Genomic DNA, 19,174 nt, shown 5'->3' with positions numbered 1-19,174 from the left:
GGTATCCCCCGATTGATACTCCTTAAGCTCTGGAAGGTAATTTATAGGCCAACCATGAAAGGCTGATGACAACTACAAAAGTTAGTGCATTTGCGGGAATTTGCAAATTAAAATCAACCCAACTATGTATGGCGATCGCAACAATGCCCATGGCCGAGCCAAATGCCACACCTCTCGCCATACTGGAACGGCGCGTGTAAATAGTCTTAATGGCAACGAACAGACAGCTCAGACTGAGCAACAACATACTGGCCGTAGCGATTAACCCCATATCGGCTGTGATCTCTGCATAGTCGTTATGGGCATGATCGAAAAATGCCGTCATTTCGGAGCTGCGATAACGAATGAAAGCGTCATAGTAGCTACCGCCGCCGGTGCCAAACAACGGGAAATCCCGGATCAGGTTCAGGCTGTACTTGGCCGGTAAAGTACGCTCTTCTATCGTCTCTTCGGTGTGCACATCACTTGCCACCAGCTGGGTTTCATGAATCCGGCTGACCACTTTTTCCAGCCCGACCCAGGTACCGATCACAAACACGTCAACAATGACCAGACTCAGAATCAATGCGGCAGTTGCCGGCGCGTTTTTGCGGGAAATCAGTACGGTCAGTATGCCTACCACCAGCATGGCGCTGAAAAAGGCCGTATTACCCATTCTGGAGCGTGTTAACACCAGCGCAATTACCATAACAACCAGCATCAGCCTGAAGCGCATTTTGCTGCTCATCATAAAATTCAGCGCAGCCACAATTTTCAGTTTCCACCCTGGGTTACTCGCACGATGATTACCCAGCTTGGCAATCATCAAACCGATGCCCAGCGCCAGCGTCATCTCCATATAGCCGGCAAAGTGATTGCGATTGACGAAGGTACCGATGACGTTTTCATGCAAAATCTCATTAAAGAAGATTCTGTAATGGGCGCCGAAAGAAAACAGAATAATGCCCAGCATGGCCTGAAACAGTCCGCTCCAGACCAGGGTTGTCGCCAGGGTATTGATACGTTCGCTATCCCTGACCATCAGGATGCACATCATGAACACCATGAAATACGAGCAGGTCAAGGCCAGCATGATGCGACTCTGATAAACGTCCAGCGATAAATGCATCGCCCCCTGCAGACCAGCCAGGCTCTGGACCCGGTAGGCTTCCGGTGAGAAACTCGCAACCAGCGCATCCGGCAAGGGCAAGACTTGTAGGACGGAGATCAGCACAAATACAAAAAACAGGCCGATTGGCAAGGCAAATGTTGCCAGCCGTTTGCACAGCCAGTCCCACTGCCTTAACCAGTGAAACATACCCCAGCAGAAAATCAATGTCACGCCCAGCACTAGTATGGCAATTGCCCAGGTACGGTTACTGGCCAGCGGCAAAGGTGCGTACACCAATAGAGCAAGTAAGGCGACAAAGACTCTTCTGTCGGCAATCTCGCTGTGATCGGCGTTGTCTGCTGAAGTGCTCAATTTCATTCGTAACTTTTTGATAATATTTCAAGAACAAAAAAAGGTAGCAGCGCTACCTTTTTTAGTAAAACCCGGTCCGGAGATTAGCTACCACTCGCTTTAGTAGTAGAACCACCGCTACCGCCGCCGCTGAAGGACGAATTGTTAGAACCAGAGAAGCCGCTGTTTTGGTTAGCTGCGATCTGGTTATTGTTGTTATTGTTTGCTGCAGGACCTGCTGCAGAAGCAATCGCAAAGTTAGCTGCGTTAGTTGCGCCAGTGTTGAACGCTGCCGCCAATGTTGCCTTGGTGGAAGAATCTGTAGTCAACGCGTTAATTACGGTAGTCTGGTCGAAACCCAGCGCGCCGGCAGCAGTAGCCAGTGTCGCTGCATCAAACTTGGACTCCAGTGCTTTAACTGCATCAGCAACGCCGTCAGCTTTCACATTTTGCAGGGCTTGCATAGCAGCAATAACCGATGCGGATGGTTGAACCGCCTGTGTGTTTTGCGCCATGACAGCACCACCAGGAATAACTACCCCAGCTGCCAGGGCAAGTATCGCTTTAGCTACGAACTTATTCATTTCTTCTCCTTACCCTTCATAGGGAACTAGTTACATAAAACAAACTTAACGCAAGTATAGATTAAAAATGGTTTTTAAAAAAGAAAAAGCTCAAAATTTAAGCAGTTAAATTGTGGTTTTTTTGATGAATGTTGTTTATTTTGACATTCTTTTTAATAATTAATTTAAGAATTAAAAAAACATCCCTACTATCATGCATGAAATGAATTGATTGCTTTATTTGGGGAAACGTTTCATTTTTTTGTGAGTCATCACATATCGGATTTCCCGCCACATTCATCTGTGCGGAATTTTTAGAGTCAACTTAGGTAAATACATTTGAATTAATTACATCTGAATCAATGGCTTAACGAAAAGTAATTCTACAAACTATGCTGCACAAAAGCTTTACAGACCTTTACCAGTAAGGAGTATTTTTGTTTTGTAGAACGATTTCCCGTATTTAAAACGGCTTTTTTTGGTATCCATTGGATACTGCGGTAAGGTAAGATGGCGAGACTTACCGCATATAGGGCTCAATATGGAAACCGTCAAATTATCTAGCAAAGGTCAAATTGTTATCCCAAAAGCAATGAGGGATGATATGCATTTGCCTCCGGGTACAGAGTTTGTCGTCAGTATGACTGCAACTGGCTTGACCCTGACACCGAAGACATTATTTCCTAAAACGTCAGGTAGGGAAGTGCGGGGTTTTTTAGCGAAGCGAGGTCGCGCTTTACCTGATGATGCAGACATCAAAGCCAGAATCAAGGCTAGGCTGAAGGCACAAGACGATGCTAGCAAGGAATGAGCGGCATGATTGCAATTGATACCAACATCCTTGTCCGTTATTTGATGAATGACTCTCCAGCACAAGCAGACATTGCAGAAAAGCTGTTAAACGGCGCTGAGCCATGTACCGCACCGATAACCGTCTTTCTGGAGTTGGTTTGGGTGCTGGAATCTTGTGATTGTGAGCGCCCGGAAATCGCTAAGTCGATCAGACTGCTTTGCGGCATGGAAAATTTTAAACCACAAAATCTGGATGCCCTTGCTTATGCACTGCATTGGTATGAAGGCGGGATGGATTTTGGTGATGCATTACATTTGGCTATGAGTGCAAAAGAAACTGGTTTTAAGACATTTGACAAAGCCTTTGTGAAGGTTGCAAAAAATGTGAGTGCATATCCTGACGTTAGCGCACCTTGAATTTCCCCAACTGATGGGAAGCCTTATGATTAAAGGGTTTCTGGCTAGGGTCTGTTGACGTTTGAACGTAAGCCTTTGAAAAAGAAAGGCAAACTCGTATTGTTAAGGTTTTCACACCGATCCAACACGAGTTTGCCATGCCCCGATTACTGCTCAATGACGAGCTCTGGTCGAAGCTACGAAAGAGTTTGCTTCAAGAACGTATTTATAACAAGCGAGATTTACGCCTGATGGTCGAAGGCATGCTATATCGCATGAGAATAGGGCTGTCCATGGCGAGACCTGCCAGCCGCCTTTGGTTGTTGGTACTCGATCTATAAAAAGTTCAATGCCTGGTCAGCCAGCGGCAAGTGGTTCAAGGTTTTTAAAGCCCTGGTGATTGCGCCGGATGTGGAGTGGATCTTTATCGATGGCAGCTACGCCAAAGCCCATCAGCACAGCGGGGGAGCGGCAAGCGATAGCGATGAAGGCATAGGAAAAAGTCGTGCTGGCAATACCACGAAGATTCATTTGGCGGTGGATGGGTATGGGTTACCCATCGACTTTGATATCACCAGTGGCGCGATCCATGACTGCAAGGCCGCGCCGGAATTGATCGCGAAATTACCAAAGGCGGGTGCCATGATTGCCGACAAAGGCTATGACAGCGAGGCAATCCGGGCACAAATTGCCAGTCAAGGCAGTCGCGCGGTGATCCCGAGAAAACGTAACTCAATCAAGGGAAACGCTGATCTTGACCGAGGGCTGTATCGCTACCGCCATTTGGTTGAAAATGCGTTTGCGCGTTTAAAGCAGTATCGGGCGCTGGCAACCCGGTTTGATAAATTGAAGCGAAATTATGAAAGTGTCGTCGCCATGGCCTGTGCTTTTTTATGGCTGCCTATGTGAAACGTCAACAGACCCTAGTGGGAAATTATATTTAATAATTTTTGATGCTATAGTTTTCGCCTCTCCTTTAGGGGCGGCACCAATCTGAGGAAGCGCCAAAGAAAGAGGCGCAACAATACAAAGTGAAATATTCAAAACAATTTTTGATTTAAGATGATTCATAAAGTTTTTTCATTTGTAGTCCTTAGTAAATTAAGTAGCTGTTTTTTTCGTACATCTCGCGTGTACATGCGTGTATCGCGCCGCTCCAACTCAAAAAGTCCAATCGCAGCAATTAGTTCATTTAATTTGGCGTAACCATAGTTTCTTGGGTCGAAATCGTTTGCCATTCTGGTGATATAAGATCCAACCGGTCCAAGGTGAGCCCAACCATCATCATCTGACGATGCTTGTATTCCACCGCGAATAAGGTTGATGAGCTTGGTGTCTTGGCGCAGTTCTTTTACAGATTTAGACGCCAAAATAACATCGACAGATTCATCTTCAGGTTTCTTAGTAAACACCTCGGTATAAATAAATCGATCGCATGCTGAAACAAATGGACGCGGAGTTTTTTCTTCGCCAAAACCATAAACACGACGACCTGACTCGCGAATACGGGCCGCGAGCCTAGTGAAATCACTATCACTTGACACTAAACAAAAACCAGAAAAGTGCCCCATATACAGCAAGTCCATTGCATCAATGATCATTGCGCTATCAGTTGCATTCTTTCCAGTTGTATATCTAAACTGCTGAATCGGTTGAATCGAATGTTCAAGCAATACCTGCTTCCACTGTCCCAAATTTGGAGTTGTCCAATCCCCGTAAATTCTTTTTACACTCGCAATTCCGAGTTTCGCGATTTCAGCCAATAGTCCCTCAACAATTGAAGGTCTTGCATTATCGGCGTCGATAAGAACAGCTAAGGAACTGTTTGATTCGATCGAATGAGCCATCTAATTTTTCCTTTGGTCTAATTTTCAGGGCGCGGGCGAAGTGCCTTTAAATCTAAGAGATACTATATCCATTTCAGTCACTTGATTTTGCTCCCATATCGTAAGCATCAACGATAACTTGATGTCTTGCAATCTGTTCCTTGAGAGGGGCGATTTTCGCAATCGCTTTGCTTTCAGTTGATCGAATTTTCTGGGCCACCGATGGTATCCACTTCCACGTTAAAGCGACACCAGCGCCAATAACTGGAATTGACCACCAACCGAACATGATGATTGAGGCAGTTACACCTATGATAAAAAACCATCCTACAGCGCTATTATTTTGTAAGCGTCCGCCCACCGCCGTCTACCCTTGGGTACCGCACGATGCCATGATTGAATTTGGGGCACAAATTGATTGTGTCCACAAATTTATTTATGGACACAATAATTCAAGTACCCAGGCCATTGAGCAGTGCGTACACCAGCACTACGTGAAACGCTATGACCAGCCCTATGCCCAGGAACTTCTTGCCCGGCTCTTGCTGGCGATCTGAAAAATCCATTAATACTCCTCCAACCCCACAAGGTCTACTATTGACTCACGTCAAAACGGTTCAAACAAAAACGATTATAAATACAGCCTGTGGCCAATAAGACCTGACACAGGGCGTACTCAATTTTTCTTAAGCAAAATAGAGACCAGAATTTTAACCCGTTATGCAGTTTCAACTGCCGCCACTACGGTTGATCACTTATGCGATTGCAGGTCCGCGTTCAGATAAAGCGCATTACTGCGACTATCCAAGCATCCGTTGCTCAAAAACATTACACATTTACATGAATCAATTTATCAGACTGTGAAGTAAAAAAGCCAACTTCATGTAAATATTTTTATCTGCGGTAACTTCGTGTAAATAAACTTATATTTTACAGAAAAATATGTAAATTTATCCGCCAAAATTTTCCGAAGGCGCATAAAACCATTTCTCACCATTAACTGTCAATAGCTAGCAAATAGTATTCCACAGAAAAACAACAGCAATTATTCTGCCAAAAAAAGAAAAATAAAGGAAATGCATTAATTTGTGCTTCGCAGCATAAATTTAGTGCACCATCTCCCCTCTGAAAAACTTTCACAGAATTATTTGCCGGCAAATAGTCCCGACTGAATAAAATTTACTTTCCCCGCAAATACGGACCGAAATCCCACAAAAGTTGCGTCAATTTTTGTGGGACTTTTAATGCATAACAGCAAAAATTTTTTATCCTGCTGCAGCCAAATCACGACTACCGCTCGTAAATCAGTCAGATTGCACCATTAAGGTGCAATAAAAAGCGATAAAAATTTTCTTCCCATCTCCTTATTTTCAGAAACTTAAGATAAGGTTACGGCGCACTGAAAATAAATTCCTCTGCCTTTTTATCTTTTTAACAAATCACTGTATCAGGTGGCGAGAATCAGTGCTGCTCAGGTTGCTCATATCTGGAAGTCGGAGACATTGCTTTATGAAATTTACGTTCGCAAAAATTAAATCTGCCGCAGCTATTGATCTGCGCAGATGCAAAAGAATTTGCGCCATTGGTAGTTTTTTTCTCTTTGTTCTTAGCTGTGAAATCAGCACCGCCGCTACGCCGGCCAAAGACGAAGGCTTCGCCGACCCGGCAAAAGTGCTAAGAACCATCTTTCCTGTCGCCGAGACCGGATTTGACCCCGCCGCAACGCGCGACTTGTACTCCAACACAATTAACGAAGTTGTATTCGAACGCTTATTCAGTTACGACTACCTCGCCAGCCCGGCCAGAGTCGTTCCGGAAACGGCTGCTGAATTGCCGGAAATATCTGCCGACGGAAAAAACTACACGATACGTCTGAAAAAAGGCATTTACTTCACGCCGGATGACGCATTTAAAGGAAAAAAGCGCGAGCTGACAATGGAGGATTATGTTTACTCTTTCAAGCGTCTGATGGATCCGAAAATCGCGTCCAGCCACCGCTGGTTACTGGAAGATAAGATTATTGGTCTCGACGCCTATGCCGCCAAAGCGAAGAAAACCGGGAAATTCGACTACGACGTCAAAATTCCGGGACTGGAAATCGTCGACAAGTACACCTTACGCATTCATCTCAGCCGCCCTGATTTCAATTTACCGATGATTTTATCGTATGCCGCAATGTCGGCAGTCGCACGGGAAGTCATAGAAAAATATCAGGACATACAAGGTCTGGCGATGGCCAATCCGGTTGGTACCGGTCCGTATAAGTTAACAGAATGGGTGCGCGGCTCGAAAATGGTACTGGAAGCAAATCCGGACTATCGCTCAGTCTATTGGGACTATGCCGCCAGCGCCGATCCCGCGGACCAGCGAATTGTTAAGGCGATGAAAGGTAAGCGTATGCCGCAAATCGGCAAAGTCATCGTCAACGTCATCCTCGAAGATCAGTCCCGCTTGCTCGCGTTTCAGAAAGATGAAGTCGATTTATTCCAGCTTTACGGCGGACTTGCGCCGCAAGTCATGAAAAACGGCAAACTGAAACCGGAATTTGAAAAAAAAGGCGTACAACTCTCACGCATTATCGATCCCGAGCTGACAATCTACTACTGGAACATGCAGGATCCGGTCTGGGGCGGTCTGAGTAAAGAAAAAATCGCCCTGCGTCGCGCCGTTGCGATGGCGCATAAAGTCGAGGATGAAATCCGCATTGTTGATAACGGTGAGGCTGTTCCGCTGGAATATCCTATCCCCCCGAGTGTGGTCGGGCACGACCCGAAATACCGCAGCAGCATTCAATATAACCCGGCAGCAGCAAACGCCCTGCTCGACAAATTTGGCTACAAAAAGGGAAAAGACGGTTACCGCACCCTGCCAGATGGTCAGCCTCTGGAAATCACTTATACAGCACAAACCGAATCACGCGGCAAATTGCAGGCGGAAGTCTGGAAAAAAACTTACGACAGCCTTGGCATACGTATGAAAGTCGATTTCCGGCCCTTTGCTGAAATTCTGAAAGCAGAAAAGCAATGCCAGCTCACACAACGTATTTCGCCATGGATTGCTGATTATCCCGATGGCGATAATTTTATGCAGCTGTTTTACAGCAAGAATATTCACATGAATAACAATGGCTGCGCTGCGATTCCTGAATACGACAAGCTGTATGAAGCATCGCAAAAATTACCGGCAGGTGAAGAGCGTGACGCGCTGTATCACAAGATGGCGCGGGTAATGGAAGTTTATTCGGCGCAGAGAATCGGCTATGCACGTTACCGAAATATGCTCTCGCAGGCGCGGGTCATCGGCTATAAAAAGCATCCTGTAATGCATGTCGAATGGACCTATATCGACATCGATAAAAACAAATAACACACCATCCTCATCCGTTTTCCCGGGACATCTTATGACCGCCTATATCCTGCGCCGCTTATGGCAGATGGCACCCACTATGCTGGGTGTGATTCTGCTGGTATTTTTTTTGTTTAACTGGGTCGGCGGCGACCCGGCCTACTTGTTGGCAGGCAAAATGTCGAACGTAGAACAAATTGCGAATATCCGCACCCAGCTTGGCATAGACCAGCCTTACTACGTGCAGCTCTGGATTTTCATCAAACAAATTCTGACGTTTAATTTCGGTAACAGCTGGAGTACCGGCGAAGCCGTATCGTCAATTATCGGTAGTCGCCTCGGGCCTTCTTTGACAGTGCTGATTCCGCTGACAATCCTGGAAACCGTCATCGCGATAGCCCTCGCACTGGGAATCGCATTTAAACGCGGCTCGCTGACTGACCGCACTGTCATGATTGCGTGCACGGTAGGTATGTCCATCAGTATTCTGGTGTACATCATCGTCGGCCAGTATTTCTTCGCGTATCAGTTAAGCCTGTTTCCGGTACAAGGTTGGGGTAACAGCTTTGGCGAAAATTTATTCAAATACTCTGCCCTGCCGATTCTGATTGCACTGGCCGTCGGTGTCGCGCCGAATCTGCGCTTATTCCGCAGTTTTGTTCTCGACGAAGTGAATCAGGATTATGTGCGTACCGCACGTGCCAAGGGCGTGCCTGAGCGGCGCGTGAAATGGGTACACGTGCTGCGGAATGCCTCGATTCCTATCATCACTCACGTCATGTCGAACTTACCTGCCCTGCTGATAGGCGCGTTTCTGATCGAACGTTTTTTCTCGATTCCGGGCATCGGCCGCGAAGTGATACTGGCGGTCGAACGCAGCGACTTCCCCGTCATCAAAGCGATTACCGTTTATGTCGCCGCAGCCACTATGATTTTTAACTTACTGACCGATCTGCTGTACCAGGCGGTTGATCCACGCGTGCAGTTGAAATAAGGATCACACAAGATGACTATGCAAACTCAGACTTCCCCGGGATTATGGACGCTCGCATGGCGTCGCTTACGTGCCGATAAAATTGCCATGGTTTCTCTGGCGATCGTCACGGCATTTTTGCTGATGCTCATTTTGTCAGCCAGCGGCATGATTGCCGCAGACTGGGAACAGGAAACCGGTGTCAGCTATGCGCCGCCGCATTTTATCGGCGCTGATGCACCAGCAGAAAAAGCGGACGCGATTCAGACAAGCCCGACAGAAAACCCGCTCGATCCGTTAAAGGATGTCTTGCGTGAATTGCGCCAGACAGCAGCAGGAAATACAGCAGGGCAAACTGAGCCGCTGGATTTCTACAGCATCAGTGATCCGCTGGCAAAGGAGATGGCCGACATCAACGCCGAGTTGGCAAAATCAGGCAAGACCACCGTCGCAGAACGGGCAAATACTCTGCCATTTGGTGCCGATAAATGGGGACACGACATCATCAAGAAAACAATTAAAGGTGCAGAGACCTCGATCGTGGTTGGCCTGATTGCGGCTGTACTGGCAACCTTACTCGGCACTTTGTTCGGTGCATTTGCCGGTTATTTCGGCGGACGCACTGACGACTTCTTTAACTGGTTTTACAGCATCTTCACGTCTATTCCATACTTGCTGCTGGTACTTTCGGTGGCAGCCGTTTTGCAGCAGAAAGGCGTTTCCACCATCATCCTGATTCTGGCCTTCACCGGCTGGACTGGTCCTTTCCGCCTGATGCGCGCCGAATACATGAAGCACAAAGCGCGTGAATACGTGTGGGCTGCCGATGCCATCGGTGCGACGCATTTCCGCAAAATGTTCATCCATATTTTCCCGAATGTCAGCCACGTTGCGCTGGTACAGGTATCGATACTGGTGGTCGGCTTCATCAAATCAGAAGTGATACTGAGCTTCCTCGGTTTCGGCGTTCCTGTCGGCACCGTATCGTGGGGCAGCATGCTCAATGAAGCTCAGAATGAACTGATCCTCGGTAAATGGTGGCAGTTGGTGGCGGCGACGACCGCAATGGCGGTGCTGGTGACGGCATTTTCCATGTTCACCGATGCTCTGCGCGATGCGCTTGATCCTAAGCTGAAATAAGGAAGCACAATGACTCACTCTACTTCGCCATTACTTCAGGTCGAGAATTTACGCGTTTCTTTTCGCATCAATAAAAAAGACAGCGTGGAAACCGTCAAAGGCGTGTCCTTTACGATTCCGCACAACGCCACCGTCGCATTGGTAGGTGAATCGGGCAGCGGCAAATCGGTCAGCTCACTGGCCGTCATGGGCTTGCTGCCGCCGGACACTTCCAGCATTGCACCTGACAGCAAAATTCTGTTTGAAGGCCGCAGCCTGCTGAACCTCAGCACGGAACAACGTCGCGAGCTGTGCGGCAAAGATATCTCCATGATTTTTCAGGAGCCGATGACTTCCCTGAATCCGGTCTTCACGGTCGGCTTTCAGATTGCCGAAGTCCTGCGCCTGCACATGGGCATGAATGCCAAACAGGCGCGAGCCAGAGCCATTGCGCTGCTGGAAGAAGTTGGCATTCCCGACCCGCAATCGAAAGTCGATGCGTATCCCAGCCAGATGTCGGGCGGTCAGCAACAACGCGTGATGATCGCGATGGCGATTGCCTGCGAGCCTAAATTACTGATCGCCGATGAACCGACCACCGCGCTGGATGTGACGATACAAAAGCAAATCATTGATCTGATCGATGCGCTGCGCGTGAAACACAAAATGTCAGTGCTGTTTATTACACACGATCTGGCTTTGGTCGGTGAAATTGCCGATCATGTCATCGTCATGCAGCATGGCGTGATCCGCGAAGCCGGCACGGTGCAACAGATATTCGAGCAACCGAAAGACACTTACACGCAGGCGCTGCTGCATTGCCGCCCTTCGCTCGATACCCGCCCATGGCGCTTGCCAGTGATCGCCGATTTCATCCACCATCAGGGCGCCTTGCCTGAGCAAAAAGAACGAAAACGTGGCATTGATGGTACGGAAGATATCGTGCTGGAAGTTAACAATCTGGGGAAAAGTTTTTATACCCGAGAAGGTCTGTTTGGCAAAAAAGAATTCAAAGCCGTCGAGAATGTCTCATTCAAACTCGCCCGTGGTAAAACGCTGGGGGTAGTCGGCGAATCCGGTTCCGGTAAAACCACGGTCGGATTAACGCTGATGCGCCTGCACCAGGCCAGCAGCGGACAAGCCATCTTTGATGGCAAAGATATCCTGTCCATGTCGGACAAAGCGTTTTTACCGTACAAGCGCCGGATCCAGATCATCTTTCAGAATCCTTACGCATCGCTCAATCCGCGCTTTACGATTGGACAGATCCTGATGGAGCCGATGCTGATACATCAGATCGGTGCGAACAACACTGAAAGAGTAGCGATGGCGATGCAGCTGCTCGACAAGGTCGGCTTACCTGCCGCCGCTTTCCATCGTTATCCGCATGAGTTTTCCGGCGGCCAGCGTCAGCGGATTGCGATTGCACGCTGTCTGACGATGAAACCCGAAGTGCTGATCTGCGATGAATCGGTATCGGCGCTGGATGTCTCGGTACAGGCGCAGGTATTAAATCTGCTACAGGATTTGCAGGAAGAATTCGGCTTGTCGTATATCTTTATTTCGCACGATCTGGCGGTCGTGAAATACATCGCCGATCAGGTCATGGTGATGAATAAAGGCAAGGTGGTGGAGCTGGCGAATTCGGACGAACTTTATCTGCATCCGCAACAGCCCTACACCCAGACCCTGTTGCAAGCGATACCGCGCGGGCTGCAACACGGGCATGCGAACGCTATCCTCTGATCTGGCGACTGAGTGACCATGCCACGCCCGGCAGATTTCAGCGCACATCCTTGTAAATTATGGATTTTTGGGGAGTATGTTTAAAAACAGATGAATAGTCCGAATAAATACAGGGGGTAAAAAACATACTGGGGGGGAGTATATTTACGGCAAAAATACGCGTTGACGGCATATATTTCCCATCAGCATCAGGCTGGCATGTTAGACGACGTTAACACAAACTCTGCTGATGAAGCAGCGTGAAAGCGGGACGTTATCTACACTGCAGCAAGAAAGCCCAGGCAGCATGGAGCAAGATAACGCAGCGTGACATTTATCCGGCACTTCCTTGTCACACAATTGTCATCTGCGGAATGAAAGTTAGTATTTGCCCGATTCGCGCGAAGCAACTACAATTCCGACCTGTTGTCGTCGCCCGCTGTCGGGAAGACAACAACAGCCAGTGTTATCAAACTGGCGTCAGCAATCAGTAAAGGGAAATTTTTAAAAACCTGCTTCAACGAAAAACAGGTTTTTAAAAATGACCGAAAACCACATCGTAATATTGATGCGGCCTTTCAGGGCATTTCAGGCTATCAGCCGCATCTGCATTACGACAATACCTGGAGTCAACATGGCATTTCTGCAAGGCAAAAAAATTCTGATCACCGGCTTACTGTCGAATCGTTCTATCGCTTACGGCATCGCACAGGCATGCAAACGCGAAGGCGCGGAACTCGCATTTACTTATGTCGGCGATCGCTTTAAAGACAGAATTACAGAATTCGCAGCAGAATTTGACAGTAAACTGGTTTTCGATTGTGACGTCTCCAGCGACGAACAAATCGACGCTACCTTTAAAGATCTGGCACAGCACTGGGACCGCCTTGACGGTCTGGTTCATGCAATCGGCTTTGCACCGCGCGAAGCGATTGCCGGTGAATTCCTCGACGGTTTTTCACGCGAAGCCTTCCGCATTGCGCATGACATCTCTGCTTATAGTTTCCCGGCAATGGCAAAAGCGGCACTGCCACTGTTGCGCGAAGATTCAGCATTGCTGACGCTGTCTTATCTCGGTGCGATACGTGCGATCCCGCATTACAACACAATGGGTCTGGCTAAAGCATCGCTGGAAGCCTCCGTGCGCTACCTCGCAGAAGATCTCGGCAAAAAAGGGATACGCGTCAATGGTATTTCTGCCGGCCCGATCAAAACGCTGGCAGCATCCGGCATTAAAGACTTCGGTAAGCTGCTGGGCTTCGTTGCTGACCATGCGCCACTGCGCCGCAATGTGACTATTGAAGATGTCGGTAATACGGCAGCATTCCTGTTGTCGAATCTGGCGAACGGCATCACGGGTGAAATCACTTACGTCGATGGCGGCTTCTCGCATGTGATGGGTCTGAATGCCGATTCTTATCATCTGTAATTGCTGGAAGTAGTTGCTATAAACAAGCAATTACAGGCGCTCAGCTGACAGGTTCGCTGACATTTAAAAAGGTGCAATGACTGCACCTTTTTTATCGTCCGCCATATCGTGATGATTCATACGCTCGGTTAAGAGCACACCCGGGTAAGCAAATACCGATAATCCACCTCAACAAGACTTTCACTATCGATTACACTTAGCCGGATTCAATGCGGTCCCCTTATTCATTACTCGCAATGTATCCCATCAATACCATGCGCGCCGTCTTTCAGACTCCAAAAAAACTGACTCTGTTACTGACCAGCCTGATAATTTTCTTGACCAGCCTTATCAGCAGTCATCATGCACAGGCGCAGAGCGATGCTTGTCATCCCGCATGGCCGGCGTGGTCGAATTTCAAACAGACATTTATCACCGCCGACGGTCGCGTGATTGATCACAGTGGCAGCATCAAACCTACCGTTTCGGAAGCCCAGGCATATGCACTGTTTTTCGCACTGATTGCCAACGACAAAGCCAGTTTTGACTCGCTCCTGCGCTGGACCGAAAACAATCTCGCCTATGGTGATCTGACCGCCCATCTGCCCGCCTGGCAATGGGGCAAACGTACAGATGATAGTTGGGGCATCATTGACAAAAACCCGGCATCCGATGCCGATTTATGGTTAGCATACACACTCAATCTGGCAGGTGATGCCTGGAATGAAAAACGCTACACGGCGCTCTCGGCATTACTCGCGAAACGTATCCTGAATGAAGAAACGGCAGATATCCCTAAACTTGGCTTGACGCTATTGCCTGCGCCGACAGGATTTGTACTCGCTGACAAGTCGTGGAAACTCAATGCCAGCTATCTGCCGATACAAGTCTTGCGCTGGTTTGATCACACAGAGAAAGATCCGCGTTGGAAGCAACTGCTGGCTTCATCCATGCAAATTATTTCCGGCTCGTCACCGAAAGGCTATGCCGCAGACTGGATACTGTTTCATCCTGACAAAGGCTTTACCCCTGACATCAACGGTGCAGAAAAAGGCGATGGCGGCTACAACGCCATCCGTGTTTATTTATGGGCAGGCATGATGCATGAGCGCGATCCGGATCGCGCCGCCTTAATCAAAACATTGCTGCCGATGGCAAAACTGACTGAGACCAAGGGTTATCCACCGGAATACATCAACATCCAGAGTGGCGAAGTGAGAGGCCCGGGCTCATCCGGATTTTCCGCTGCGCTGCTGCCCTTCCTGCAGGCAGCCAAGGCGAGTAAAGCGCTGCAACAGCAGGAACTGCGACTACAGGCCCAAGCCATCAAAGCCGATGCGTATTACGATCAGGTGCTGTCTTTATTCGCGCTGGGATGGCGCGAAAAGCGCTACGTCTTTTCTGCAAAAGGCAAGGCAGAAATGGCATGGCAGAAAGCCTGTAAAAAATCAGGATAAGTTGCCTGCACCTCATGAAATTAATAACCTGACGAGAGGCCAGCGACTAGAATTGTTAAAAACGGGTGCTAATTTTCGTAAAATCATGTATCATTTCGTTTTTGCACTGCAATAAAACGCGGTCAATAAAACTGTAGCATCGCAAGCCTGTGCATCTCCGTAGTGGAGTTAGCATGTAAAAGCCCTCCCGCCCTGCATGTCTGGTCGCATCAAAGACATCATCCTGGCGCAAAGCTTTTGTGCCGAAATCTCATTGTCGTCCGTTGTTGGATTCTCTGTGTTTATTTCGTTTGGTTGGCGCTGCATTTTTGCGCGCGTTAGTTTCTCATCGCGCTAAATTTTTACGAAAGTATTCCATGAGTTTTGAAGAATTAGGTCTCCACGTCAATATCATCCGCGCCCTGACTGATGCAGGCTACACTAAGCCAACGCCGGTACAGGAGCAGGCAATTCCTGCTGCGATCAACGGACGCGACCTGCTCGTTTCTTCCCAGACTGGTTCTGGTAAAACGGCGGCATTCATGCTGCCTGCGCTGCACAAATTAGCAACGGCTGAAGTCGTCAGCTATACCAACGGTAAAACGCCCAATCAGGAACGCCAATCCGCCCGCTCACGCGGCGACCGTCCACGTTTCGTCGCAGCAAAACCCAAAATGCTGGTGTTGACTCCAACACGCGAACTCGCTTTGCAAGTCACAACCGCAACCGACAAATACAGCGCCTATTCACGCCGTATCAAAGCCGTATCCATTCTGGGTGGTATGCCTTACCCGAAACAGATGCAGTTGTTGTCGCGCAATCCTGAAATCCTGGTCGCCACACCTGGTCGCCTGATCGACCATATGGAATCCGGCAAGATCGATTTCTCCGAATTGCAAATGTTAGTTCTTGACGAAGCAGATCGTATGCTCGACATGGGCTTCATCGACGATATCGAAAAAATCGTTGCTGCCACTCCGGCAACTCGTCAAACCATGCTGTTCTCTGCGACGCTCGACGGCGTTGTCGGCAACATGGCAAAACGCATCACGACAGACCCTATGGTGATTCAGATTGCCAGCTCCGCCAGCAAACATGAAAACATCCAGCAAAAAGTGCATTTCGTGGATGATCTGTCCCACAAAAACCGTATGCTCGACCATTTGCTGCGCGATGAATCGCTGGATCAGGCTGTCGTGTTTACTGCAACTAAACGTGATGCAGATACGATTGCAGATCGTCTGAATATCGCTGGTTTTGCGGCTGCAGCACTGCATGGCGATATGCATCAGGGCGCACGTAACCGCACACTCGACGGCTTGCGTCGTGGTCAGATCCGCGTATTGGTTGCAACTGATGTTGCCGCCCGTGGTATCGACGTGCCAGGCATTACTCACGTGTTTAACTACGATTTGCCTAAATTTCCTGAAGATTACGTACACCGCATTGGCCGTACGGGCCGTGCAGGTCGCAAAGGTCTGGCTATTTCCCTGGTCAACCACGCGGAAGGTATGCATGTCAAACGTATCGAGCGCTTCACAAAACAACTGATTCCTGTCGATGTGATCGAAGGTTTTGAACCTAAGAAAACAGCATCTGCACCACGTTCAGCTGCGCGCAAACCGGGCGGCTGGAAACCGGGCGATAACCGCAAATCAGGCGGTGGCTTTGGTAACAGCAAACCAGGTCAACGCTCGTTCAGCAAACCTGCTGGTGCAGGCACTGGCACCCCACGCAAAGAAGGCAGCGGTGGCTACAAAGGCAGCCGTTCCAACGAAGGCAGCACACGTCGCTCATTTGGCGACTATTAATCACCGGCCGGCGCAAAAAACTGATCAGGGAACAGTGCGCTCCGTTTACCTGTTTCATCTGATATAGCTTTTGCCGGATAAGCAATATCACAAAAAAGCGATCACTGCGGTGGTCGCTTTTTTTATACTGAGCCCGCCGGCGTATAATCATCGGCTTGATGAACGCACTCTTCTGATGATCTATGACCTCCAACAATGAACCTGCTGTACGCCTGACATCGTTTTCTCACGGTGGCGGTTGTGGCTGCAAAATCGCTCCCGGTGTGCTTGCTGAAATTCTCAAAAAATCCAGTGGGTTCCCGGTACCGCCCGCTTTAATGGTCGGCATAGAAACTGCCGACGATGCGGCTGTGTATAAGCTGAATGACGAGCAAGCGCTGATCGCTACTACCGATTTTTTTATGCCCATCGTCGATGATCCGTTTGATTTCGGCCGCATAGCGGCAACGAATGCCATCTCAGATGTCTATGCCATGGGTGGTACGCCGATCATGGCACTGGCACTGGTCGGCATGCCGGTCAACCAACTGCCGCTTGATGTCATCGGCAAAATTATTCAGGGTGGAGAATCCGTATGTGCCGACGCCGGCATTCCGATTGCCGGTGGCCATACGATAGATTCGGTTGAACCAATTTACGGTCTGGTCGTCATGGGCCTGATACATCCATCAAAAGTGAAACGCAATGCGGATGCCAAAGTTGGCGATAAGCTCATCCTTGGCAAACCACTTGGTGTCGGTATCTTGTCTGCCGCACTCAAAAAACAAGCGCTGGATGAGGCTGGTTATGCCAGCATGATCAGCAGCACCACCAAACTGAATCGCCCGGGGCAAGAGTTATCGAAGCTCGATGGTGTACACGCGATGACCGATGTCACAGGCTTTGGTCTGCTCGGGCATTTACTGGAAGTCTGCCGTGGTGCCAATGTCACGGCCAGACTCAGTATGCAGAACATTCCTCTGCTGAACAAAGTAGAGCGGCTTGCCACCGAAGGTTTTATTACCGGCGCGTCTGCCAGAAACTGGGCTGCGTACGGGCATGAAGTCCGGCTGCATGCCGACATCAGTGCAGCACAACAGGCCTTACTGACCGACCCGCAGACCTCCGGCGGCCTGCTGGTCTCTTGTGACGCGGCTGCGGTAGATGCGGTTTTAACGATTTTCCGAGAAGGTGGTTTCTTTGAAGCTGCCGCCATTGGTGATATTGTTGCAGGCTCACCTGCAGTTGACGTTAACCCCTGATTTTTTTGAATAGCCCGAAAATATGAATCAATTAGAACAACTGAAGCAATATACGACTGTCGTTGCCGATACCGGTGATTTTCAGGCAATCAAAGCCTACACTCCGCGCGATGCCACCACTAATCCATCGCTGATTCTGAAGGCTGTTCAAAAAGCGGAATATAAACACGTCCTGGAAAAAGCTGTCAAAGATACGGCAGGCAAATCCATCGATGAAACCATCGACCACCTGTTGATTGCATTCGGCTTGCAAATTCTGAACGAAATTCCCGGTCGTGTTTCAACTGAAACCGATGCCCGCCTCTCTTTTGACACCGAAGCAACCGTCGCTAAAGGCCGCCAGTTAATCGCGTTGTATGAAGCCGCTGGCGTATCACGCGAACGCGTACTGATTAAAATTGCCTCGACCTGGGAAGGTATACGCGCCGCGGAAATACTCGAAAAAGAAGGCATCCGTTGCAATATGACCTTGCTGTTTTCACTGGCACAAGCGATTGCCTGTGCAGAAGCAGGAGCGCAACTGATTTCACCATTTGTCGGCCGTATCTACGACTGGTACAAAGCAAAAACCGGTCAGGAAATTTTTGGTGCCGATGATCCGGGCGTGTTATCCGTCAAAAAAATCTACACTTACTATCGTAAATTTGGTTACAAGACCGAAGTCATGGGTGCCAGCTTCCGCAATACTTCGCAAATTCTCGAACTTGCAGGTTGCGATTTGCTGACGATCAGCCCGGATTTGCTGCAAAAGCTGGCTGATACCAACTCGGTCATCACACGAAAGCTGAGCGCAGAAATGGCGGCCTCTTCTGATCTGGAAAAAATCAGTATGAATGAAAAAATATTCCGCTTCCAACTCAATGAAGATGCGATGGCAACCGAAAAACTCGCGGAAGGGATACGTGCATTTTGCGCAGATACGGTAAAGCTGGAACAAATGATTGCGGCGCTACGTTGAAAATACATCGGCGCTTTAACATGCGTATTGCACGTGCGAAAAGCTGAACGAAAGTTGAATGATTATTGCAGCGCTCTTGTTCATTATTGATCTACAGCACAGCAACAAAACCATCGCAGGGATAGAATTTTCTATCCCTG

17 protein-coding genes are annotated in these 19,174 nt (G+C 48.7%); 12 read left to right on the top strand and 5 right to left on the bottom strand.

Annotation, left to right across the window (positions count from 1 at the left end):
• Positions 1-22 precede the first annotated feature (22 nt).
• Together ACPAOP_RS15935 and ACPAOP_RS15930 are read right to left on the bottom strand one after the other, a co-directional pair.
• Positions 23-1,462 (bottom strand): O-antigen ligase family protein, encoded by a 1,440-nt coding sequence (locus tag ACPAOP_RS15935; RefSeq protein WP_423708659.1) that lies wholly within the window; start codon positions 1,460-1,462, stop codon positions 23-25.
• Positions 1,463-1,545: 83 nt separating this feature from the next.
• Positions 1,546-2,025, bottom strand: a complete 480-nt coding sequence (locus tag ACPAOP_RS15930; protein WP_423680139.1) for a hypothetical protein — start codon at positions 2,023-2,025, stop codon at positions 1,546-1,548.
• A 520-nt stretch (positions 2,026-2,545) separates the two neighbouring features.
• Here ACPAOP_RS15930 and ACPAOP_RS15925 point away from each other — a divergent pair.
• The 3 genes from ACPAOP_RS15925 to ACPAOP_RS15915 all read left to right on the top strand — a co-directional run bounded on the left by ACPAOP_RS15925 (position 2,546) and on the right by ACPAOP_RS15915 (position 4,101).
• The gene (locus ACPAOP_RS15925) at positions 2,546-2,815 is read left to right on the top strand and encodes an AbrB/MazE/SpoVT family DNA-binding domain-containing protein (protein ID WP_423680138.1); all 270 of its coding nucleotides are present in this window, start codon (positions 2,546-2,548) and stop codon (positions 2,813-2,815) included.
• Positions 2,816-2,820: 5 nt separating this feature from the next.
• Positions 2,821-3,213 (top strand): type II toxin-antitoxin system VapC family toxin, encoded by a 393-nt coding sequence (locus tag ACPAOP_RS15920; RefSeq protein WP_423680137.1) that lies wholly within the window; start codon positions 2,821-2,823, stop codon positions 3,211-3,213.
• Between the two features lie 137 nt (positions 3,214-3,350).
• A protein-coding gene (locus ACPAOP_RS15915; protein WP_423708658.1) for an IS5 family transposase occupies positions 3,351-4,101 on the top strand; the annotation gives its coding sequence in 2 pieces (ribosomal slippage) (positions 3,351-3,476 and positions 3,478-4,101; 750 coding nt in all).
• Here the strand turns inward: ACPAOP_RS15915 and ACPAOP_RS15910 are convergent.
• The 3 genes from ACPAOP_RS15910 to ACPAOP_RS15900 all read right to left on the bottom strand — a co-directional run bounded on the left by ACPAOP_RS15910 (position 4,084) and on the right by ACPAOP_RS15900 (position 5,379).
• Positions 4,084-4,263, bottom strand: coding sequence for a hypothetical protein (locus ACPAOP_RS15910; RefSeq protein ID WP_423680272.1), 180 nt, complete (start codon positions 4,261-4,263; stop codon positions 4,084-4,086). The two genes, ACPAOP_RS15915 and ACPAOP_RS15910, sit on opposite strands and share 18 nt — an antisense overlap.
• Positions 4,260-5,039: an NYN domain-containing protein gene (locus ACPAOP_RS15905; protein WP_423680271.1), complete on the bottom strand. Its 780-nt coding sequence runs from the start codon at positions 5,037-5,039 to the stop codon at positions 4,260-4,262. Before ACPAOP_RS15905 ends, ACPAOP_RS15910 begins: the two co-directional genes overlap by 4 nt.
• 73 nt (positions 5,040-5,112) lie before the next feature.
• Positions 5,113-5,379 (bottom strand): hypothetical protein, encoded by a 267-nt coding sequence (locus ACPAOP_RS15900; protein WP_423708657.1) that lies wholly within the window; start codon positions 5,377-5,379, stop codon positions 5,113-5,115.
• A gap of 1,148 nt (positions 5,380-6,527) precedes the next feature.
• On the opposite strand from ACPAOP_RS15900, the gene ACPAOP_RS15895 reads away from it, so the two are divergent.
• From ACPAOP_RS15895 to tal, 9 genes are all read left to right on the top strand, one after another.
• Positions 6,528-8,384 carry an ABC transporter substrate-binding protein gene (locus ACPAOP_RS15895; RefSeq protein WP_423708656.1) on the top strand — a complete coding sequence of 619 codons (1,857 nt, stop codon included), beginning with the start codon at positions 6,528-6,530 and terminating at the stop codon, positions 8,382-8,384.
• Positions 8,385-8,418: 34 nt separating this feature from the next.
• Positions 8,419-9,357 (top strand): ABC transporter permease, encoded by a 939-nt coding sequence (locus ACPAOP_RS15890; RefSeq protein ID WP_423678859.1) that lies wholly within the window; start codon positions 8,419-8,421, stop codon positions 9,355-9,357.
• A gap of 12 nt (positions 9,358-9,369) precedes the next feature.
• Positions 9,370-10,476 (top strand): ABC transporter permease, encoded by a 1,107-nt coding sequence (locus ACPAOP_RS15885; protein ID WP_423708655.1) that lies wholly within the window; start codon positions 9,370-9,372, stop codon positions 10,474-10,476.
• 9 nt (positions 10,477-10,485) lie between these two features.
• A complete protein-coding gene (locus ACPAOP_RS15880; RefSeq protein ID WP_423708654.1) occupies positions 10,486-12,201 on the top strand; it encodes an ABC transporter ATP-binding protein in 1,716 nt (571 codons plus the stop codon).
• Between the two features lie 613 nt (positions 12,202-12,814).
• Positions 12,815-13,609 carry an enoyl-ACP reductase FabI gene (gene fabI / locus ACPAOP_RS15875; protein WP_423678856.1) on the top strand — a complete coding sequence of 265 codons (795 nt, stop codon included), beginning with the start codon at positions 12,815-12,817 and terminating at the stop codon, positions 13,607-13,609.
• Positions 13,610-13,926: 317 nt separating this feature from the next.
• On the top strand, positions 13,927-15,045 hold the full coding sequence (gene bcsZ / locus ACPAOP_RS15870) for a cellulose synthase complex periplasmic endoglucanase BcsZ (protein WP_423708653.1): 1,119 nt from the start codon (positions 13,927-13,929) through the stop codon (positions 15,043-15,045).
• Positions 15,046-15,401: 356 nt separating this feature from the next.
• Complete coding sequence (locus ACPAOP_RS15865) at positions 15,402-16,835, top strand: DEAD/DEAH box helicase (protein WP_423708652.1); 1,434 nt, start codon at positions 15,402-15,404, stop codon at positions 16,833-16,835.
• A gap of 182 nt (positions 16,836-17,017) precedes the next feature.
• The gene (gene selD / locus ACPAOP_RS15860; RefSeq protein WP_423708651.1) at positions 17,018-18,076 is read left to right on the top strand and encodes a selenide, water dikinase SelD; all 1,059 of its coding nucleotides are present in this window, start codon (positions 17,018-17,020) and stop codon (positions 18,074-18,076) included.
• Between the two features lie 22 nt (positions 18,077-18,098).
• Complete coding sequence (gene tal, locus ACPAOP_RS15855) at positions 18,099-19,034, top strand: transaldolase (RefSeq protein ID WP_423708650.1); 936 nt, start codon at positions 18,099-18,101, stop codon at positions 19,032-19,034.
• Positions 19,035-19,174: the final 140 nt, after the last annotated feature.

The organism is Undibacterium sp. WLX3042 (assembly GCF_049544825.1).
GTDB lineage: Bacteria > Pseudomonadota > Gammaproteobacteria > Burkholderiales > Burkholderiaceae_D > Undibacterium.
The sequence above is the reverse complement of the archived record's forward strand: the minus strand, read 5'-3'. Positions and strand labels throughout refer to the sequence as shown.

What these genes read in the sequence shown, in the direction of transcription:
- ACPAOP_RS15895 (WP_423708656.1), top strand. Translation starts at nt 6,528, where the DNA reads ATGAAATTTACGTTCGCAAAAATTAAATCTGCCGCAGCTATTGATCTG.
- ACPAOP_RS15880 (WP_423708654.1), top strand. Translation starts at nt 10,486, where the DNA reads ATGACTCACTCTACTTCGCCATTACTTCAGGTCGAGAATTTACGCGTT.
- selD (WP_423708651.1), top strand. Translation starts at nt 17,018, where the DNA reads ATGACCTCCAACAATGAACCTGCTGTACGCCTGACATCGTTTTCTCAC.
- ACPAOP_RS15905 (WP_423680271.1), bottom strand. Translation starts at nt 5,039, where the DNA reads ATGGCTCATTCGATCGAATCAAACAGTTCCTTAGCTGTTCTTATCGAC.
- ACPAOP_RS15930 (WP_423680139.1), bottom strand. Translation starts at nt 2,025, where the DNA reads ATGAATAAGTTCGTAGCTAAAGCGATACTTGCCCTGGCAGCTGGGGTA.
- ACPAOP_RS15910 (WP_423680272.1), bottom strand. Translation starts at nt 4,263, where the DNA reads ATGAATCATCTTAAATCAAAAATTGTTTTGAATATTTCACTTTGTATT.
- ACPAOP_RS15890 (WP_423678859.1), top strand. Translation starts at nt 8,419, where the DNA reads ATGACCGCCTATATCCTGCGCCGCTTATGGCAGATGGCACCCACTATG.
- ACPAOP_RS15865 (WP_423708652.1), top strand. Translation starts at nt 15,402, where the DNA reads ATGAGTTTTGAAGAATTAGGTCTCCACGTCAATATCATCCGCGCCCTG.
- fabI (WP_423678856.1), top strand. Translation starts at nt 12,815, where the DNA reads ATGGCATTTCTGCAAGGCAAAAAAATTCTGATCACCGGCTTACTGTCG.
- tal (WP_423708650.1), top strand. Translation starts at nt 18,099, where the DNA reads ATGAATCAATTAGAACAACTGAAGCAATATACGACTGTCGTTGCCGAT.
- ACPAOP_RS15925 (WP_423680138.1), top strand. Translation starts at nt 2,546, where the DNA reads ATGGAAACCGTCAAATTATCTAGCAAAGGTCAAATTGTTATCCCAAAA.
- ACPAOP_RS15920 (WP_423680137.1), top strand. Translation starts at nt 2,821, where the DNA reads ATGATTGCAATTGATACCAACATCCTTGTCCGTTATTTGATGAATGAC.
- ACPAOP_RS15885 (WP_423708655.1), top strand. Translation starts at nt 9,370, where the DNA reads ATGACTATGCAAACTCAGACTTCCCCGGGATTATGGACGCTCGCATGG.